This window comes from Acinetobacter sp. YH12064, from assembly GCF_013419735.1.
Classification (GTDB): domain Bacteria; phylum Pseudomonadota; class Gammaproteobacteria; order Pseudomonadales; family Moraxellaceae; genus Acinetobacter; species Acinetobacter amyesii.
Genome location: NZ_VOZP01000013.1, coordinates 123,025 through 141,518 on the forward strand (window position 1 = coordinate 123,025; position 18,494 = coordinate 141,518).

The 18,494-nt window shown below is 41.4% G+C and carries 13 protein-coding genes and 4 pseudogenes; 6 read left to right on the top strand and 11 right to left on the bottom strand.

The features are described from left to right. Positions 1–59: 59 nt before the first annotated feature. The 3 genes from FTU13_RS13520 to FTU13_RS13530 all read right to left on the bottom strand — a co-directional run bounded on the left by FTU13_RS13520 (position 60) and on the right by FTU13_RS13530 (position 4,814). Positions 60–437: a hypothetical protein gene (locus tag FTU13_RS13520; RefSeq protein WP_180128555.1), complete on the bottom strand. Its 378-nt coding sequence runs from the start codon at positions 435–437 to the stop codon at positions 60–62. A 133-nt stretch (positions 438–570) separates the two neighbouring features. Next, positions 571–3,708 carry an efflux RND transporter permease subunit gene (locus tag FTU13_RS13525; RefSeq protein WP_180128556.1) on the bottom strand — a complete coding sequence of 1,046 codons (3,138 nt, stop codon included), beginning with the start codon at positions 3,706–3,708 and terminating at the stop codon, positions 571–573. Beyond that, on the bottom strand, positions 3,708–4,814 hold the full coding sequence (locus FTU13_RS13530) for an efflux RND transporter periplasmic adaptor subunit (RefSeq protein ID WP_180128557.1): 1,107 nt from the start codon (positions 4,812–4,814) through the stop codon (positions 3,708–3,710). The genes FTU13_RS13525 and FTU13_RS13530 overlap by 1 nt, the downstream gene beginning before the upstream one ends. Before the next feature lie 151 nt (positions 4,815–4,965). On the opposite strand from FTU13_RS13530, the gene FTU13_RS13535 reads away from it, so the two are divergent. From FTU13_RS13535 to FTU13_RS13550, 4 genes are all read left to right on the top strand, one after another. Next, positions 4,966–5,589 (top strand): TetR/AcrR family transcriptional regulator, encoded by a 624-nt coding sequence (locus FTU13_RS13535; RefSeq protein WP_180128558.1) that lies wholly within the window; start codon positions 4,966–4,968, stop codon positions 5,587–5,589. Between the two features lie 152 nt (positions 5,590–5,741). Then, on the top strand, positions 5,742–8,426 hold the full coding sequence (gene ppc, locus FTU13_RS13540; protein WP_180128559.1) for a phosphoenolpyruvate carboxylase: 2,685 nt from the start codon (positions 5,742–5,744) through the stop codon (positions 8,424–8,426). Between the two features lie 297 nt (positions 8,427–8,723). Beyond that, positions 8,724–10,028 (top strand): solute carrier family 23 protein, encoded by a 1,305-nt coding sequence (locus FTU13_RS13545; RefSeq protein WP_078191643.1) that lies wholly within the window; start codon positions 8,724–8,726, stop codon positions 10,026–10,028. A 115-nt stretch (positions 10,029–10,143) separates the two neighbouring features. Beyond that, positions 10,144–11,046, top strand: coding sequence for a LysR family transcriptional regulator (locus tag FTU13_RS13550; RefSeq protein ID WP_180128560.1), 903 nt, complete (start codon positions 10,144–10,146; stop codon positions 11,044–11,046). 9 nt (positions 11,047–11,055) lie between these two features. Here FTU13_RS13550 and FTU13_RS13555 read toward each other — a convergent pair whose 3' ends face one another. Continuing rightward, the gene (locus tag FTU13_RS13555; RefSeq protein ID WP_180128561.1) at positions 11,056–11,793 is read right to left on the bottom strand and encodes a sulfite exporter TauE/SafE family protein; all 738 of its coding nucleotides are present in this window, start codon (positions 11,791–11,793) and stop codon (positions 11,056–11,058) included. A gap of 379 nt (positions 11,794–12,172) precedes the next feature. Next, entirely contained in the window at positions 12,173–13,084 is a 912-nt protein-coding gene (locus FTU13_RS13560; protein WP_180128562.1) for a LysR family transcriptional regulator, read from the bottom strand. Positions 13,085–13,182: 98 nt separating this feature from the next. Here FTU13_RS13560 and FTU13_RS13565 point away from each other — a divergent pair, with 98 nt between their 5' ends. After that, a complete protein-coding gene (locus FTU13_RS13565; RefSeq protein ID WP_180128563.1) occupies positions 13,183–13,791 on the top strand; it encodes an FMN-dependent NADH-azoreductase in 609 nt (202 codons plus the stop codon). A gap of 180 nt (positions 13,792–13,971) precedes the next feature. Further along, positions 13,972–14,328 (top strand): annotated as a pseudogene (locus tag FTU13_RS13570) (ISNCY family transposase); the annotation flags it as partial. Here FTU13_RS13570 and FTU13_RS13575 read toward each other — a convergent pair. From FTU13_RS13575 to FTU13_RS13600, 6 genes and pseudogenes are all read right to left on the bottom strand, one after another. Next, positions 14,314–14,931: pseudogene (locus FTU13_RS13575) on the bottom strand (sulfite exporter TauE/SafE family protein); the annotation flags it as partial. The pseudogenes FTU13_RS13570 and FTU13_RS13575 sit on opposite strands and share 15 nt — an antisense overlap. 159 nt (positions 14,932–15,090) lie before the next feature. Then, the gene (locus tag FTU13_RS13580; protein ID WP_180128564.1) at positions 15,091–15,756 is read right to left on the bottom strand and encodes a hypothetical protein; all 666 of its coding nucleotides are present in this window, start codon (positions 15,754–15,756) and stop codon (positions 15,091–15,093) included. Positions 15,757–15,844: 88 nt separating this feature from the next. Next, a pseudogene (locus FTU13_RS13585) lies at positions 15,845–15,964 on the bottom strand (IS3 family transposase); the annotation flags it as partial. 27 nt (positions 15,965–15,991) lie between these two features. Next, positions 15,992–16,174 (bottom strand): annotated as a pseudogene (locus FTU13_RS13590) (IS3 family transposase); the annotation flags it as partial. 637 nt (positions 16,175–16,811) lie between these two features. Continuing rightward, a complete protein-coding gene (locus FTU13_RS13595) occupies positions 16,812–17,099 on the bottom strand; it encodes a chorismate mutase (RefSeq protein WP_180026224.1) in 288 nt (95 codons plus the stop codon). After that, positions 17,080–18,402 carry a hypothetical protein gene (locus FTU13_RS13600; RefSeq protein WP_180128566.1) on the bottom strand — a complete coding sequence of 441 codons (1,323 nt, stop codon included), beginning with the start codon at positions 18,400–18,402 and terminating at the stop codon, positions 17,080–17,082. Before FTU13_RS13600 ends, FTU13_RS13595 begins: the two co-directional genes overlap by 20 nt. Between the last annotated feature and the right edge of the window lie 92 nt (positions 18,403–18,494).

Consider the following 18,494-nt stretch of genomic DNA (forward strand, 5'->3'; position numbering starts at 1 on the left):
CTGAAATTGGGGAATCAAACCATTTTTTCAAGGGGTAGGCAGGAAAAAAATAAATCGACTTAGAAAACAGCCTTATTTTTAACGAATTTAGATAGACCTTGGATCCATGCATTTAATAAATACAATAAGGCAATCGCAGCAAAGACCACACCAATTACCGTGCATGCAGTCACCCAAAGATAGGTGTCCCAATAATAGAAAAATAAAGGAATAAACCACAGTGCGGCAAAAATGGCCATCATGGAATAAATCACGACGGTGCGCATGACCCAAAGCGCTTGGGCTTGGAGCCAAACTTCTGCAGAATCGATTTGAGTCACTTTGCGTGCAAAGCCGTAGGCAAATACACCACTAATCAGGGTAAATAAAGCGAAAAACATGAAGACATAAGAAATCGCAACATAACGGCGATACTTAGCTAAACTCTCTGCTGTCATCTGTGATTCAACCCCGTACACCACAATATGCCGTGCTGCACTTGTGGTTGTTTTACTTTTTAAAAATGTCTTTGTAGATCAGGTGCTACTATAGAGAAAAATTCAATATTTCGCACCCAATATTATGACACTTTTAAGGATTCTGCTGAGTTTTTTTCACTTTAAACCACTGTGCATATAGCGCAGGTAAAAAGAACAAGGTCAGCAGGGTCGCCACGATCAATCCACCCATAATCGCCACGGCCATTGGACCGAAGAAAATACTGCGAGAAAGTGGAATCATCGCCAATACAGCAGCCAATGCAGTCAATACAATTGGACGGCAACGACGTACCGTCGCATTGATAATCGCATCCCAAGCCGACTCCCCAGACTGAATATCTTGTTCAATCTGATCAATCAAAATCAGTGAATTGCGCATAATCATTCCTGACAGTGCAATCGTGCCGAGCATTGCCACAAAACCAAAGGGTTTATTGAACAATAACAGGAATAACAACACGCCAATAATGCCCAAAGGTGCAGTTAAAAATACGATCATCGCCCGTGACATGCTGCGTAATTGAATCATCAACAAAGTCATGACAACTGCGAGAAATAATGGCATGCCTGCATTTACAGAAGTTTGACCTCGTGCTGACTCTTCCACAGTGCCGCCTACTTCGAGTAGATAACCATTCGGCATCTCTGCACGTAACTGATCAAATGAATCTTTTAACTCACCCACCACCGTTGCAGGTTGCAATTTACTGCGAATATCCGCGCGCACAGTAATGGTCGGTAAACGGTTACGATGCCAAATCAAACCTTCTTCAAAGCTATACTCAATTTTCGCAATCTGCGCCAATGGTACTGAACCACCATTGCTGGTCGGTACAGCCAAACTGCTGAGAGACCCGACATCCAATCGCTCCGCTTGATCACCACGCATCCGAATTTCAATCAGCTCTCGTTTCTCACGATACTGATTAATCACCGCGCCACTGATTGAACTATTCAGGAAATTGGACAGATCTAGACTGGAAACCCCCATTTGACGTGCGCGATCTTGGTCGATGTCCAGTTTAATGACTTTGCTTGGCTCACCCCAATCCAAATGCACATTGGTGGTGTTCGGGTTTTCACTGACTTTTGCAGACACCCGTTGTGCCCACTCTCGAACCAAGCTCAGATCTTCACCCGACACGCGGAACTGCAATGGATAACCCACAGGTGGCCCATTTTCTAAAAGTGAAACGCGAGTACGTACTTCAGGTAAGAGCTTACGGATTTCTTCTGCTAATGACTGACGAATTTCATTGCGATCATCTAAAGATGAAGCCAATACCACAAACTGAGCAAAACTGGCTTGGGGCAACTGCTGATCTAGAGGTAAATAAAACCGCGGTGAACCTGTCCCCACATAAGCCACAAAATTATCAATGCCTTGTTTTTTCGACAAGAACGCTTCGACTTTTTTTACTGCCGCTTCTGTGGCTTTCAGCGACGCACCTTCCTCGAGCTTTAAATCCACTAAAATTTCAGCACGGTTTGACGGTGGGAAAAACTGCTGTGGTACGGTTTTAAACATTAAAATTGATAATACAAAGATGCCAACCGTCGCTGCAATCACCGTCTTGCGATAAGTCACACAAGTGTCAACCCAACCACGGAAACGTTGATAAAACGGCGACTGATAAGGATCGTGATGTTCCCCGGCATGATGCACCATCGGCTGAGGTTCAGGTTGTTTGCGCAAACGTGCCAACAGGCGCTGATACCATGGGGCTTTTTGTACCAAATCTTTGTTGAAGTCGGGTAGTAATTTATCCCCTAGATAGGGAACAAACAGCACCGCTGCAAACCATGACACCACCAATGCGATAGTGACCACTTGGAAAATCGAGCGAGTGTATTCCCCTGTGCTCGATGCGGCTGTGGCAATCGGCAAAAATCCTGCAGCCGTAATTAGCGTGCCTGTTAGCATTGGAAATGCGGTCGTCCGCCATGCATGTCCGGCGGCTTGTAACCGGCTATAGCCCTGCTCCATTTTAATCGCCATCATTTCGACAGCAATAATCGCATCATCCACCAATAAACCGAGTGCGAGAATCAATGCTCCCAAAGAAATCTTGTGCAAACCGACATCAAACATCTGCATACCGGCAAAGGTCATGGCCAAGACCAATGGAATGGAAAACGCAACGACAAGACCTGTACGGAAACCCAAAGAGAAGAAACTCACTAACAGTACGATAATCACCGCCTCAGCGAGGACTTTCATAAACTCATTGACACTGCGCTTCACGGCTACAGGCTGATCCGACACTTTTTTTAGTTCCATGCCCAAGGGCAAGGTTTTTTGCAAGCGGGCAAATTCTGTTTCTAGGTTTTTACCCAAAGCCAGAATGTCGCCACCTTTACGCATCGATACTGCAATGCCTAAACCATTTTCGCCCATAAAACGCATACGTGGTTGTGGTGGATCACTAAAGCCCCGATGTACATCAGCCACATCCCCCAACTGAATGGTTCGTCCATTCACCAATAAGGGCATCTGACGTAGTTCATCAATGTTTTGTAAATTGCCGCTGACACGTACTTGAATCCGGTCTGAATTGGTTTCAAAAAAGCCGGCACTGGCAACTGTATTTTGCTGCTGCAAGGCTTGTTGAATCGCCGTCACGGGTATGCCCATTTGCGTGGCTTTGGTGTTGGAAATTTCAATCCAAACTTTTTGATCTTGTAGACCAATCAAATCCACTTTCGCAACGTCTTTGACTCGTTGTAACTGGAGCTGTAAACGGTCGGCATATTCCTTCATGGTGGCATAGTCAAAGTCTTTGCCGGTGAGCACATAGATATTGCCAAAGGTGTCACCAAACTCATCATTAAAGAAAGGACCTTGCACCCCAGATGGTAATTGATGGCGAATATCATTGACCTTTTTACGCACGGTGTACCAAACATCGGGGACTTGCTGCGAACGTAGACTGTCCTTGGCCACAAAGGTCACCATGGATTCACCCGGACGTGAATACGCCATGATGCGTTCATACTGCCCCGTGGTCATCAGTTCTTTTTCAATCCGATCGGTGACCTGTAGCGAAACTTCTTTGGCTGTTGCACCAGGCCAATAGGTTTGAATCACCATGACTTTAAAGGTAAATGGCGGGTCTTCACTCTGCGACAATTTGGAATAGGAAAATATCCCAACGATGCCCAGCAGAATCATAAAATAAAGGATTAAGCCTTTATTTTTCAGTGCCCACTCAGACAAGTTAAAATTCATTATTTAACTCCTGTCTGAATGTGTACCGCACGATTTTCACGATCAACAGGTTGTATTTTTTGTTTTTCGCGGAGCAAATGCACGCCGCCAACCACCACAAAATCCCCTGCTTGCAGACCACTAAGTACGGGCACGCTGTCACGTCCGTATTCACCTAAACTCACTGGAACTTTACGTACCGTATTATCTGCATTGACCACCATCACATATGCCTGCTGACCACTCGCAGACACACTCGATAACGGCACATGCAAAACATTCTGCTGTGCTTTGGTTAAAAATACCCGTGCACTTTGCCCCAATTGAATGGCGCTATTGCCTTCACGCAATGCCACTTTGACACTATAAGTACGAGACTGATCGGCTGCAGGACTAATTTCACGCACATAGCCTGCAAATTTTTCCTGTGGTTTCGACCACAAGGTGACCCATGCATCCTGCCCTGTTTTAATTTCAGTAACCGCTTGTTCAGGCACACCAATGACCACTTCACGTTCACCTGCAATCGCCAATTGAAATGCCGGTTGTCCTGCTGCAATCACTTGACCAATCTCTATATTACGCTCAGTAATGACCCCATTTTTATTGGCAATTAATTGGTTATAACCGGTCTGATTACGACTCACATCATAATTTGATTGGGCTTGCTTTAAGTTCGACTGTGCTGCTTTATATTGGTTTTCCACTGCATCATACTGCGAACGACTCACAGCATTGACTGGCAATAATTGCTTAAAGCGTTTTAGTTCATCTTCAGCAATCTGTGCAGCGGAACGCGCACTTTCAAGCTGTGCTTGTGCTGCATTCAGTTGCAACTGTGCATCTTTGACGTCTAATTTTGCCAAGACTTGCCCGACTCGGACTTGGTCTCCAACATCGACATAGCGCTCAGTGATTTGACCGCCAACCCGAAACGCTAAAGCTGTTTGCTGGCGTGCTTGCACATCACCCGCATAACTTTTTTGTTCAAAATGTGTGGCACCCGGCTGAGTCACCATCACAAATGGCACTTCCTGTTCCGTTTGGGCTTTATCCTTGCTGCATCCCCATAAGGTCACACTGCAAACGATAATCATGCTGACAACTGTGGTCTTAATCGTACTCATGAAGTTCGCTCTTAATAAAAAGTCTTTTTTAGGGCAGAATATTATTCAATTAATTTGGTTATTTTTTAATTAATAAACCATGCGGTACATTAATTAGATTAATTATCCGAAATCAATGACCTTTTCGCCTTTTTTGGAATTTTTTCAGCAAATGAATGTCGGCCGCCCAAAAGACTTAGAAAAACGACAACGGATTTTAGAGTCTGCAAAACAATTATTTTTAGAAATGGGCTATCACGGTTGCAGCATGAATCAGATTGCGCAACATGCAGGGGTCACCAAACTGACGGTCTATAACCATTTTCAGGACAAAGCCACTTTATTTACCAGTGCGATTGAAGACACCTGTGAATATATTTTAAATACCCGCCCGCGACATCTGCACAGCGAAAGTCATTTTATGCAGGCTTTCGTTGAAATTTGTGAGTTGGGGCTGAACATCATGAATTTGCCAGAAGCCATTAAACTGGATTTATTACTTTTGGAATTAGCTGCCGAACACAGTCCTTTGGTCGAACAGTTTTTCCGTGCCTCACATTTAAAAATGCGCCAAGTCTGGGAAAAATTTTTTCAAGACGCAGCGGCTTTAAATTTCATTCAGCAGGATAATCCTGCCCGACAAACTGAACTGATTGTGTCGCTACTGATGGGACTACGCCATCAAGAAGTCTTATTGGGCATGCGCCCAGTACCTGAAGCAGCAGAGCGACAGGCCATTATTCACTCTGCCATCGACATCTTTATGCTGAAATATCAACTCGGCACGCAGAGCTAAGCATTTTCTGAAATATTTCAAGGCTAAACTGAAACAAATGGCATAGCTATTGCTCATTTACCTAGAAAAGTCATCCGACTTTTGTCTGTACCCCCTTTTGCCACAGCACTTTCGGGGTATAGTCGAGACAGGAATACGCGGAGAAATAACAAATGATTCAACAAATTGATGCTCCATTACGTGAAGACGTGCGCTTACTGGGCAATTTATTGGGTGAAACCCTAAAGCAGCATGCAGGACAAGATTTGTTTAATCAGGTAGAGCAAATTCGTGCTTTGTCTAAAGGCGCGCGCGATGGACAAGTTGAAGCTGAAAAACAGTTAGAACAATTATTTTTAAATTTAAAAGATGAAGAAATTCTGCCACTGACCCGTGCATTTACGCACTTTCTCAACTTTGCCAATATTGCCGAACAATACAATGTTGTGCGCAGCCGTCGCCAAAGTGAGTTTGATGAGCAGGCACCTTCACCGAATCCACTCGATCATTTATTTGAAAAATTTAAAAGCAATAACATCAGTGCAGAACAACTGTTCCAACAAATTTGTGAATTAAAAATTGAATTGGTCCTGACTGCACATCCAACCGAAGTCAGCCGCCGTACCTTGATCCAGAAATATGATGGTATTAATGATTGCCTGTTTAAAATGGATCAACAAAAACTTACGCCACGCGAACGCAAAGCCGTTTTGGATGATTTAAAACAACTGATTTGCTCGGCATGGCAAACAGATGAAATTCGTCAACATCGCCCGACGCCTGTCGACGAAGCCAAATGGGGTTTCACAACCATCGAACAGACCTTGTGGAATGCTGTACCCAAATTCATGCGTGAATTGGATGGCATGGTTCAAGATCATTGTGGCAAGACCTTGCCTTTAAATGTTGCCCCTGTGCGCTTTGCATCATGGATGGGCGGTGACCGTGATGGTAACCCAAACGTCACCCATAATATTACTCAAGAAGTGCTGTGGCTTTCACGTTGGAAAGCTGCCGACTTGTATTTACGCGATATCGAAGACCTGCGCTGGGAACTTTCGATTCAAGAATGCAGCAAAGAGCTTAGTGATGCCTTGGGTCATTCCCACCCTGAACCATATCGTGAATATCTACGTGATGCGCGGGAACGCCTCAAAGCCACTCGTCACTGGTTGGCACTAAAACTCCGTGGCGAAGATGCTGACGATAGCCAAGTCATTAAAAGCCGCCATGAGCTGCTCGATCCACTATTGGTTTGCTACCGTTCACTGATTGACAGCGGTTTACCTGAAATTGCCAATGGTCAGTTACTCGACTTTATTCATCGAGTGAATTGTTTCGGTATCGAATTACTCAAACTCGATATTCGTCAGGAATCCACGCGTCATCGCCAAGCGATTTCTGCCATTACGGAATATTTAGGTTTAGGCAATTTTGAAACATGGACGGAGCAAGCCCGTCAAAACTTCTTGATTCAGGAACTGCAAAGCAAACGTCCATTGTTACCGAAGTTTTTAAATGAGCCGAAACAAAGTCTGATTGAACATCCAGATGTACAAGAAGTCTTTGCGACCATGCGCACTTTGGCAGAACAGCCACCTGAAAGTTTAGGGGCTTATATTATTTCCATGGCCGAACATCCGAGTGATGTCTTGGCTGTATTGTTACTGCAAAAAGAAGCCGGCATCAAACAAGCGCTACGCGTCGTGCCACTGTTTGAAACTTTAAAAGATTTGGATGGTGCAGCCCGTACCATGAATACCCTATTCAATATGCATTGGTATAAGCAGCATATTCAGGGTAAACACGAGGTGATGATTGGCTATTCAGACTCAGCCAAAGATGCGGGCTTTATGTCGGCAAACTGGGCGCAGTATCGTGCACAGGAAGAATTAACCGCAGTTGCGAAAAAACATGATATACAACTGACATTATTCCATGGCCGTGGCGGTTCAATCAGCCGTGGTGGTGCGCCGACACAGCAAGCCCTATTTTCACAGCCACCAGGTTCGATTTCTGGTGCAATCCGTGTCACAGAACAAGGGGAAATGATTCGCTTCAAGTTTGGATTAGAAGGCATTGCCTTACAAAACTTGGAAATTTACACCGCTGCGACCTTAGAAGCGACCTTATTACCACCGCCTGAACCGAAACAGGAATGGCGTCAGCTCATGCACAGCATGACGGATCTGTCGGTACAGGTGTATCGTCAAACCGTGCGTGAAAATCCGCATTTTGTAAAATACCTACGGACTGTGACACCAGAACTGGAACTGCAAATGTTACCGCTCGGCTCACGCCCAGCCAAACGTAAAGTTAGCGGTGGAATTGAGTCATTACGTGCGATTCCTTGGGTGTTCGCATGGACGCAAATCCGTTTGATGCTACCTGCTTGGCTCGGTACAGGTGCTGCGATTAATCAAGTGATTGATCAAGGTCAAAAGCAGACACTCGAAGAAATGTTGGAGCAATGGCCGTATTTCCAAACCCTGATTGATATGTTGGAAATGGTCTTGTCCAAAGCCGATGGTCATGTGGCGCTGTATTATGAGTCTCATCTGACGGATGATGCAGACCTCAAACAATTGGGCGAAGAGTTACGTCAGCGTTTACGTGATGCGGTACAAACGCTATTAGCACTCAAAGGTGAATCGAAATTACTCAGCAGTAACGATGTGCTCGACCAATCCATGAAGGTGCGTAAGCCTTATTTATTGCCGCTACATTTACTGCAAGCCGAGCTAATGAAACGCCGCCGTGCTTACCTTGCCGAGCGTCAGGCTGAAAATACCCCAGTCGACCATGCGTTGATGGTCAGTATCGCGGGTATTGCGGCAGGTTTGCGTAACACTGGCTAAATCTTCCAAGTTTTCAAAAAGCACACAGAACTGTGTGCTTTTTTTTTGACCAGTCATATTGGTTTTAATTTATTTTGGAATATATAAAATAAGAAAAATTTATGAAGAATTGGCTCCAAGCCTATTTGATTAATTGCATGATTTAATGCCTTTTTTACACCCTTAAAACTTTTACCATTTGGTAAATTTATATGTAAAGTCATGTAATTAGTTTGAACAAAATATTTTTAAAAGAGATTAAATCTTCTAAAAAACAAGAGTATGATGTGCACAATTTATCTATTGAGTGCTCATTTTATGTCCAATTGGTTTCCCAAATGGCGCCCGTACGAAGGCAATATTGATGCACGTCCTGTAGGTACAAATGAGTACCTACCTCCGGTGCAAAGTGTGGTATTGGGGATACAACATGCCTTTGCAATGTTTGGTGCAACTGTCCTTGCGCCATTTTTGATGGGCTTTGATGCCAACCTTGCGATTTTAATGTCGGGGATCTGTACCATCCTGTTCTTCTTTATGACAGGTGGTCGTGTACCAAGTTATTTAGGCTCTAGTTTTGCTTTTATTGGTGTGGTGATCGCGGCAACCGGTTATGCAGCATCAGGTACTGGCGCGCCAAATGCCAATATCGCAATGGCGGCAGGCGGGATCATGGCCTGCGGTATCTTATATGCCATTTTTGGTTTTATCGTGATGGCAACGGGTACGCGTTGGATTGAAAAACTCATGCCACCTGTCGTTACAGGTGCAGTGGTGATGATTATTGGTCTGAACCTAGCCCCAGTGACCATTAAAGGGGTTGCCGGTAATAACTTTAATATGTGGATGGCATTAGTCACTGTACTGTGTATGGGTTCGATTGCAGTGTTCACGAAGGGCTTGTTACAACGCTTATTACTGTTGGTCGGTCTATTACTGGCATATTTGGTGTATTACATCATTTCCAATGTCATGGGTCATGGCACACCAATCAATTTCGTTCCCGTACAAGAAGCTGCTTGGTTTGGTGTTCCGCACTTCCATTCACCCGTCTTCGACTTCAATGCCATGCTTATTATTGCACCGATTGCGTTGATTTTGGTTGCAGAAAACCTTGGCCACATCAAAGCTGTAGGCGCGATGACAGGTGAAAACCTCGATCCGCACATTGGTAAAGCCTTCGTTGCAGATGGTGTTGCAACCACACTTTCAGGCGGTGTCGGCGGTCCGGGTATGACCACTTATGGCGAAAATATTGGTGTGATGGCAGTAACGCGTGTTTACTCGACCATCGTGTTTGTATTTGCAGGTGTATTCGCCATCTTCCTTGGTCTTTCTCCAAAGTTTGGTGCGATTATTCATACCATTCCGCAAGCCATTTTGACAGGTGCATCGATTGTTGTATTTGGTCTAATTACCATTGCAGGTGCGAAAATTTGGATTGAAAACAAAGTCGATTTCTCAAAAAACAAAAACCTGATGGTGGCAGCAGTCACGATTATTTTAGGTACGGGTGACTTTGCACTTCAATTCGGTAACTTCAACTTAGGTGGTATTGGTACTGCTACATTTGCAGCGCTGATTTTGAACTGGTTCTTTAGCTTGGGCGATAAATCAGAATAAGCCTCCAAAGCATTTAAAAAAGTATACAACATTTATTTGAAAAGCGGCCGAAAGGTCGCTTTTTTTTATAGCTGTTCTTTCGGTAAGATAAGGCATTAGCCAAGGAATACACTGTATGCGACTGGATTTGTTCGACCTTCAATTGGTACTGCACATTGTAGACAGCGGTAGTCTGACCAAAGGCGCTGCTCGTTCTGCCATCTCGCTACAAGCAGCCAGTGAACGGATTAAAAAACTCGAACAGCATTACCGCACAGCCCTGTTCACTCGCCAAGCCAAAGGGGTCAAACTGACTCTTGCCGGTCAAACCTTGGTTGAACATGCACAGCGCATCTTAGGTGAGGGGCAACAATTAGAACACGCGATGCTGCCCTTTGCCCATGGGCTAAGTTCCAATATGACCTTATGGTGTAATTCATCTGCACAAAGTGAATATTTGCCGGTTTTGCTGCCACGCTATTTGCTGGAAAATCCCAATACACAAATTGAGCTGCATGAAGCCGAGTCTAAAGACATCATTGCAGCGATAGAGCAAGGTAATGCACAACTAGGCTTAATTTCAGGTTTCTTTAAATCTGAACAACTACAAACGCTTGAGTTTGCAGATGATCCGTTGGTGCTGATTTGTCCTATAACTCATGAATTGGCCTCGATATCTAGCGTCAAACCCGCAGAGATTTTAAATTATCCCTTTGTCGGTTTAATGCAATATCATTCCTTACAACAATCGATCGAGGCTCAAGCCAAATTATTCGGCTGTGAAATTCAGTATCGGTTACGTTTGCCGAACTTTGCCGCGATCGCCCAAGTGGTGGCGAATGGTGTGGGCATTGCCATCATGCCAAAACGTGCGGCCCAACGATTAATCAGTTTGTATGCCTTTGCCCAAGTTGAGCTCAGCGGTGAATGGGCCAATCGAAAACTGCTCCTCACCGCGCGTAATTTTGATGATTTACCCTTAAATTATCAGCATTTCAGTCAGTTTCTACTGTCACAAAAATCTACTTTAGATGGCTAAGTCTAGGCTTTAAATCACGCCAAACTGGTGCAGCATCATATAGCTACCGAGGGCAATCAACCCGATAAAAAACACCTTACGGAATTTTTGTTCTGGAATGCGGTAACGGATTTTTTTCCCTGCCCACATACCAATGAGCGCAGGAATCAGTGCCATGGCTGACATGGCATAATCAATCGGGAGATCTTCCACTGGACTTTGCTGTAAGAACACTGCCAAACAAATGGTTGATGTGGTAAAGGCTAAACCGAGTGACTGTACGAGGTCATCACGTTTGAGCTGCAAACCTTGCAAATATGGCACCACAGGGATCACCACCACACCGGTCGCAACAGTCAGCGCTCCACCGAGATAACCGATCATTGGAGATAGCCATTTTTCATGTGGTGCAAAGTTCGGCAAGCTCTTGGCACAAAGCCCATACAGTCCGTATAGTGCCAACATGCCCCCCAGTAAAGCTTCACTTTTAAATTCACCATGTCCTAAAGTTGGAAAAATACTCCAAATTGAACCGACGATAATCCCAAGTAACAAGGACCAAAAGCGTTGAATTAGGCGCAGCACCTGCCCTTCGGCAAATAGTTGCCAAAAGTTGGTGACCATAGATGGAATAATCAATAACGTCGCTGCCTGAAATGGACTGATCACCATGGTGAGGAGGCCCATCGATACCGCAGGCAGGCCTAACCCAATCGTGCCTTTAATTAGACCTGCGATTGCAAAAACTGTGATGACGAACCAAATCATGGCGAAACTCGCAAAAGAATTGGCTCTATGCTATGCAATTCAGACACTTTGAAAAATCAGTGTTTTTGGAATAGAGCCTCAATAAAAAGTTGAGGCTAGGTTATAGCGTCTAAAGCAGATAGCGTAGATGGACTAAACAAACTCTTTTGATTTCGAATAAGTTATAAGCGTATTGGTGGAATAGTGATATAAAAACCGTTCCAATATGCTGTTTACTAGAACGGTTTTTAATAAACTATTGATACTTATAGGAAAATTTCAAGAATTTCGTATAAGGTGTATTATGTTAATTTTAGGAAAGCTTAATAAATCCGTGTTTAAAAATTAAACTAGAAAGATTTTGTATTACTATCAATTTAGAATTCCTCTCTTATAAATCTTATTTAATGACGCTATCTTTTTGTATTGATGAAGCTATTTTATCAATGGTAGTACGAACACGTATTGGTAAGAAATTTGATCTTTTCCATACAATTTGAATAGGATAGTTAGTACTTGAATAGTTAGTAAGTAGGTGTATTAATTGACCACTTTGTATATATTCTTGAATCAACCAGGAAGGTAACCAACCAATTCCTCCGTGCATTAGTACATAATCTAATATGCTTTTTATGTCATCCATTTGAACTTTATTTTTTGGCAAATATTTCATAGTTTTATGATGAGAACTTTGAAATATCCACTTTTCAAGCTGCCCATTTTTCAAATATCCAATAGTCTGATGGTTATCTAAATCTTTGATGCTCTCAGGAATCTGGTATCTTTTTAAATATTCAGGTGTGGCACAGAGCCACATTGCATGCTCAGAAATCTTTTTAACCATTAATTGACTATTATCTTCTAAATTACCAATTCTTATCACTAGGTCATAATTATCTTCAATTAAATCAATATAACGATCATTAAAAGAAAGAACCATATTCAAATTTTGATGTTCATCTGCTAAGTCTCTTAATATCGGAACTATGAACTTTTGTCCAAATAATACAGGCATAGAGATACGTATCATTCCCTGAATATTTTGATTATTACTTTCAAATAATGTCTCAGCTATTAATAATTCTTGTACAGCCCGCTGGCTATGTTCATAGAAAATACTACCTTCTTCTGTGAGAGCTAAATGACGTGTATCTCTGTTAAAAAGTACTACTCCGAGCTGTACCTCAAGCTTTGAAATCATCTTACTGACAGCGGAACGAGTCAGATGTAATTTTTCTGATGCTTTAGTAAAACTTCCTTGTTCAACAACACTAATAAATGCCATCAAACTTTTCAGATCATTAACACGCATATTAGTTCCAATTGGGAATCAATGAGTTGATTTATTATCACTTTTGTATCCAATTTATCAATGATAATCTAATAAAAATTCATATTAGGAACCTTACTATGAACAGAATTTTAGTTATCAAATCTAGTTTTATGCAGGAAAAATCTCTAAGTAATCAGCTCATTAATAAATATTTATATAGACGTAAGCAAAGTGGTTATGTTGACCAAATAATTGAACATGATCTAGGAGCTATGAACTTACCAGTATTAAACTTAGAGATATTTAATGCCTTACGTGGAGAGGCGAATGAAAAACCTGAGGTAAAAGCAGCAGTGGCTCTCTCTGATCAATTTATTCAAGAGCTGAAAGATTGTGATCTATTATTGATTGCAGCACCAATGTATAACTTAAATGTACCAACCCAATTAAAAAACTGGTTCGACTTAATTGCACGAGCACGAGTAACTTTTCAATATACAGAAACCGCACCCGTAGGATTAATTAAAGGTGTTAAATCAATTATCTTTAGTTCACGTGGTGGTTTTCATCAAGATCTTCCAACAGATGCTGTTACAACATATTTAATAGCAGTATTAGGATTAATTGGTATTGATAAGGTAGATTTTATATATGCTGAAGGCACTGATATTAAACCATTAGGGAAAGCTAAAGCACTTGAATTAGCTTCACAGCAAATTGCTTTACAAACGAACGTAGGATTGTAAGTATATTCTTCCTTATGGCAATGAAATTATAATTTTCTATTGTTCTAAGGTTCCTATTTAACATAATGGCTCTTATAAGAAATGAAAATGTTAGAACCCATTTAAAGTGTCTATATTCTCACCAATAAAAATGTCTAGTTTATGATGGTTTAACCATCATGGGCTGGATATAAAATATAGATGCTGATCACTATGTCTGATAAAGAGATTCAACGTCTTGCTGTACTGCAAGATGTTCGAGATCATCGTATTACCCAAGTCCGTGCTTCTGAAATCCTCAATCTTTCTACCCCCCAAATTACCCTATTATTACAGAAGCTAAAGCAAGACGGTGTTTCACGCCTGACACATGCCAGTCGTGGTCAACCTGGCCATCGTCGCCATGATGAAGCCGTAAAGTCTGAATGCCTTTCCATTATTTCTGAACATCTGCTGGGCTTTGGCCCAACCTTGGCTCATGAGAAGCTGATGAGCATGTTTGGTCTGAATATTCCTGTGGAAACGGTTCGTCGCTGGATGACTGCCAATGAGCGCTGGAATCAGTGCTATGGCTGACATGGCATAATCAATCGGGAGATCTTCCACTGGATTTTGCTGTAAGAACACTGCCAAACAAATGGTTGATGTGGTAAAGGCTAAACCGAGTGACTGTACGAGGTCATCACGTTTGAGCTGCAAACCTTGCAAATATGGCACCACAGGGATCACCACCACACCGGTCGCAACAGTCAGCGCTCCACCGAGATAACCGATCATTGGAGATAGCCATTTTTCATGTGGTGCAAAGTTCGGCAAGCTCTTGGCACAAAGCCCATACAGTCCGTATAGTGCCAACATGCCCCCCAGTAAAGCTTCACTTTTAAATTCACCATGTCCTAAAGTTGGAAAAATACTCCAAATTGAACCGACGATAATCCCAAGTAACAAGGACCAAAAGCGTTGAATTAGGCGCAGCACCTGCCCTTCGGCAAATAGTTGCCAAAAGTTGGTGACCATAGATGGAATAATCAATAACGTCGCTGCCTGAAATGGACTGATCACCATGGTGAGGAGGCCCATCGATACCGCAGGCAGGCCTAACCCAATCGTGCCTTTAATTAGACCTGCGATTGCAAAAACTGTGATGACGAACCAAATCATGGCGAAACTCGCAAAAGAATTGGCTCTATGCTATGCAATTCAGGCACTTTGAAAAATCAGTGTTTTTGGAATAGAGCCTCAATAAAAAGTTGAGGCTGTGCTTAAAATCAACTATAGACAAGGTAGTTGGATTCAATAAAAAAGTAATTACAATTTACTTTAATTACTGTCATAACTACTCATTTGCTCTTCAGCTAATTCATAAGAACTTTCGAATTGATATTTCACCGTTTCATCTTGAATCGAATCAATAAATTTTTTTATTTTATTTTTATATTCAACGTTCCCAGATTTATACATTGATAGCAAATAGCCCCACTCACCATAAATATACTGAGGGTCATTTTTTGATACTTTCCTTAATTCTTCTTTTAAAATCAATGCTAAATCGGAATAACATTTTTCATATTCATCTTTCGATCTTTTAGCATAATAGCTTAACTCACACTGAGTCACTAAAAGTTCCTGACTGAAAGAGTCATTTAACATTTTATGATTAAGATTATAAGCCTCTTCATACATGCCTGTTGCTAAGTAGATTTGCATTTCAATCTTTTGTCGTTCTTGATCATTCGTGATCTTTTTTATTTCAGACAAACTATCTTTCATTACTTTATCTGCGTTTTCTTTATCTCTCAGATTAAGTTTATTAATAGTATTTTTATAATCATTTATTATAGCTGTATCTTCTTTAGACAGCGTTGAAATTGATTCTTTTTTTTGAGATTCTTTAACTTCATTTTGATTCAAACTAATTTTCTCAGACGAACAAGCAGTACTACCAAATATATAAAATAAGGTTAAGAAAATAAAAAAATGCTTCATCAAACTTCTCTCGCTGCGGAGTTTAAGGTTAAGGCATGGGTTTTAAAGCTAAGAAATGATCCTAGACAGTATCGTGGACAACAGATCCCTATAAATTCTTAAAATATTTCTGTTCAAAGACTTCAGGACTTAACCTGCCAATTGCAGAATGCCTTCTGATTCGATTGTAGTAAATTTCAATATATTCAAACAAGACAGCATTGGCTTCCCAGAACTGCTTGACATCTTTTTCTTAGTCTAGAATACGCTGTTGTTCTGGTGAAAGTTGACGTTTGCTTGAACCAACTGGATTAGCTTTGAGAATCCATTTATCTAAGGTTGAATACCCTACACCTAATTTCTGGACGATTGAAACTACAGACTCGTGTGAGTTTGAAAGCGCATAATAATTAGCTTGTTGTATATTTTTAGACTCCAGCGTTTAGCTATTTTTACATCTCTAAAGTTAATCTTACTTTATCTTTAGAGGGAATATGTGCCCATTATTTTGTCTAGGATCAAACGACTATCTATTTATTCAGGATCTAAGTAGATAATTCCCACATCAATTTTATTAAGATGGTCAAAGCCTGCCCTATCTTCGGGAACTTGATCTACATAGAGGTCAACATATTCAATTCTTTTTGTTTGATAATTAGGGAATGAAAAAAATAAATCTCCTGTACTATTAGCATAATCTACTGGAGGTTTCTTTAAATAGTATTTTTCAGTTTTAGCAGGAATAAAGAATTTTCCATTCGCATCTAATTTAGTATCAGGATCTGAAAGAATACCATTTACGCCAATATATCCTAATTTGTTTTTAGAGGTAACTGGCTTTGTTGCATAAATATATAAGCATCTGATTTAAATAAATTTAATTTTGGATCAAAAAATAATCAAAACCTTTAAAATCATATAGTTATGAAATCTTTGTGCAACAAAGCCTAATTGGATAAAGAATAACAAATAAAAAAATTAATAAAATTTCAAAATGTAAATCAAATCATTATTTTTCAGTTGGTGATATTAAAAAAGAACATTAATAAATTTGATCTAATCTCAAAAACTAAAAATTACGGTCGAATCTCTTTCAACTCACGTTGAATAAAATGCTGAATCATATCGCGGTATAAACGTTCCACAATATCTGCATTTACACCGTGCTCTGTGGCTTGTAGACGAATTTTACTTATTACCGCTTCGACACGCTCTGGTGATTGAACATCCTGTACTGAACGCTTAAAACGCACCGCTTGATCGACATAAAACTGACGTGCTGCAATGAGCTCAATAATCCCCTGATCAATCACATCAATCTGTGCACGGGCTTGCTCTAATGACTCAACTTTTACTTTCTTCATCTTCTCTGGCTTCACTTTCAGCGGTGTTTTCACTTTTATACTTCTCTTCTAACACATTACTGAAAATACTTTCAATCATCCATACGCGGTATAAGCTATTAAATACATAGCTTTGACCTGCAATACGTAATTCCAAGACGGGAAAATCCGGCTGTGACTTCATCTCACAGTGCATATCATTTTCTTTTAATTTTTCAGCAATATCGTTAGTAGTCAGTTCAGAAATCTCTAACTCATACTGTAAAGCCTGAAAATGTGCTTTGAAGGATAAATCACGCCCTTTGGTCCATACGGCCTCCAAAATGCGATACATCACCTCAATACGCTCCTCTTCGGGCGCACTGTAGTAAAGCTGTGACATAGCTAATGTCGCTGCTTCTGTAGGCCGGCAAAATGGCGTGAACTTAACTTCTGTCCGTTTAGACAGACGTGTTGCCAAACTCCAGTCAAACAGATCACGACCGTGATACGACAATGGATACACATTCAGCTGAATATTATAATAGTCCGCCAATTCCTCACGAATATAAGCCAACAGTAACCATGAAATCGGATCTTCCATCGCGATGTAGAGATCAAGCTCAGGATCGAGTCCCTGAATTTCATTCAACTCTTCTGCATCACTGATCAGGTGCTCACGCCATTCAATATGATTGATCATAAAGATCGGGTTATCTGTCAGGAGTTTTTGTTGTTTTAAACGGCGCGTTAAACGCAGTAAATCATCTACAGCATGGTACTTACGTTCACCAAACTCAAAATAGCCCGATAAAATCGGGGTATCGGTAAAGATACGTTCAGGAAAATCTTGAGCTTTATGATGACGGCTGGCCATCGCATACAGTGTTCTCAGCTTGCCATACTGCTTTTGCCACAGCATGTGGAACACATCTTCAAGTAAATAAAGAAAATCTTGGCCGCGTAATGGCGTATTTTTTAGAATAATTTCGGCTTGTTCTAAAGCTTCAGCGGTCGGTTGTTCAGGTGTTTCATGAAAACTAAAACGATGCTGCCGCGCTAAAATTTGGGCATCATTCAGACAATATTGTTGCCATTCTATCGATGACATTTGATTTGGAGGTTCAGCACTCTGACGACAAATAATCACTTTCAGTGGTTTGATTTCATCACTGAGAATTTCTTCTAATTGAGGCAGTTGCTGCGCAGCCAAATAGCTATAAACATCATCCAGTCGAAGATAAACACTCAGACCTTGTTCCGTGGGTAACACCGCTTGTCGGGTCGGTTTCTGATAAAACCAACTCGATCGGATTGGATCGAACCAACGGCGTAACAGTGACATGCGTTTTTTGCCTCAAAATGATGAATTGTGCCGAACCTTCCAGCACATACTTAAAATTCAACTTCTATTATGAAGCTGTTTTAAATGAGATA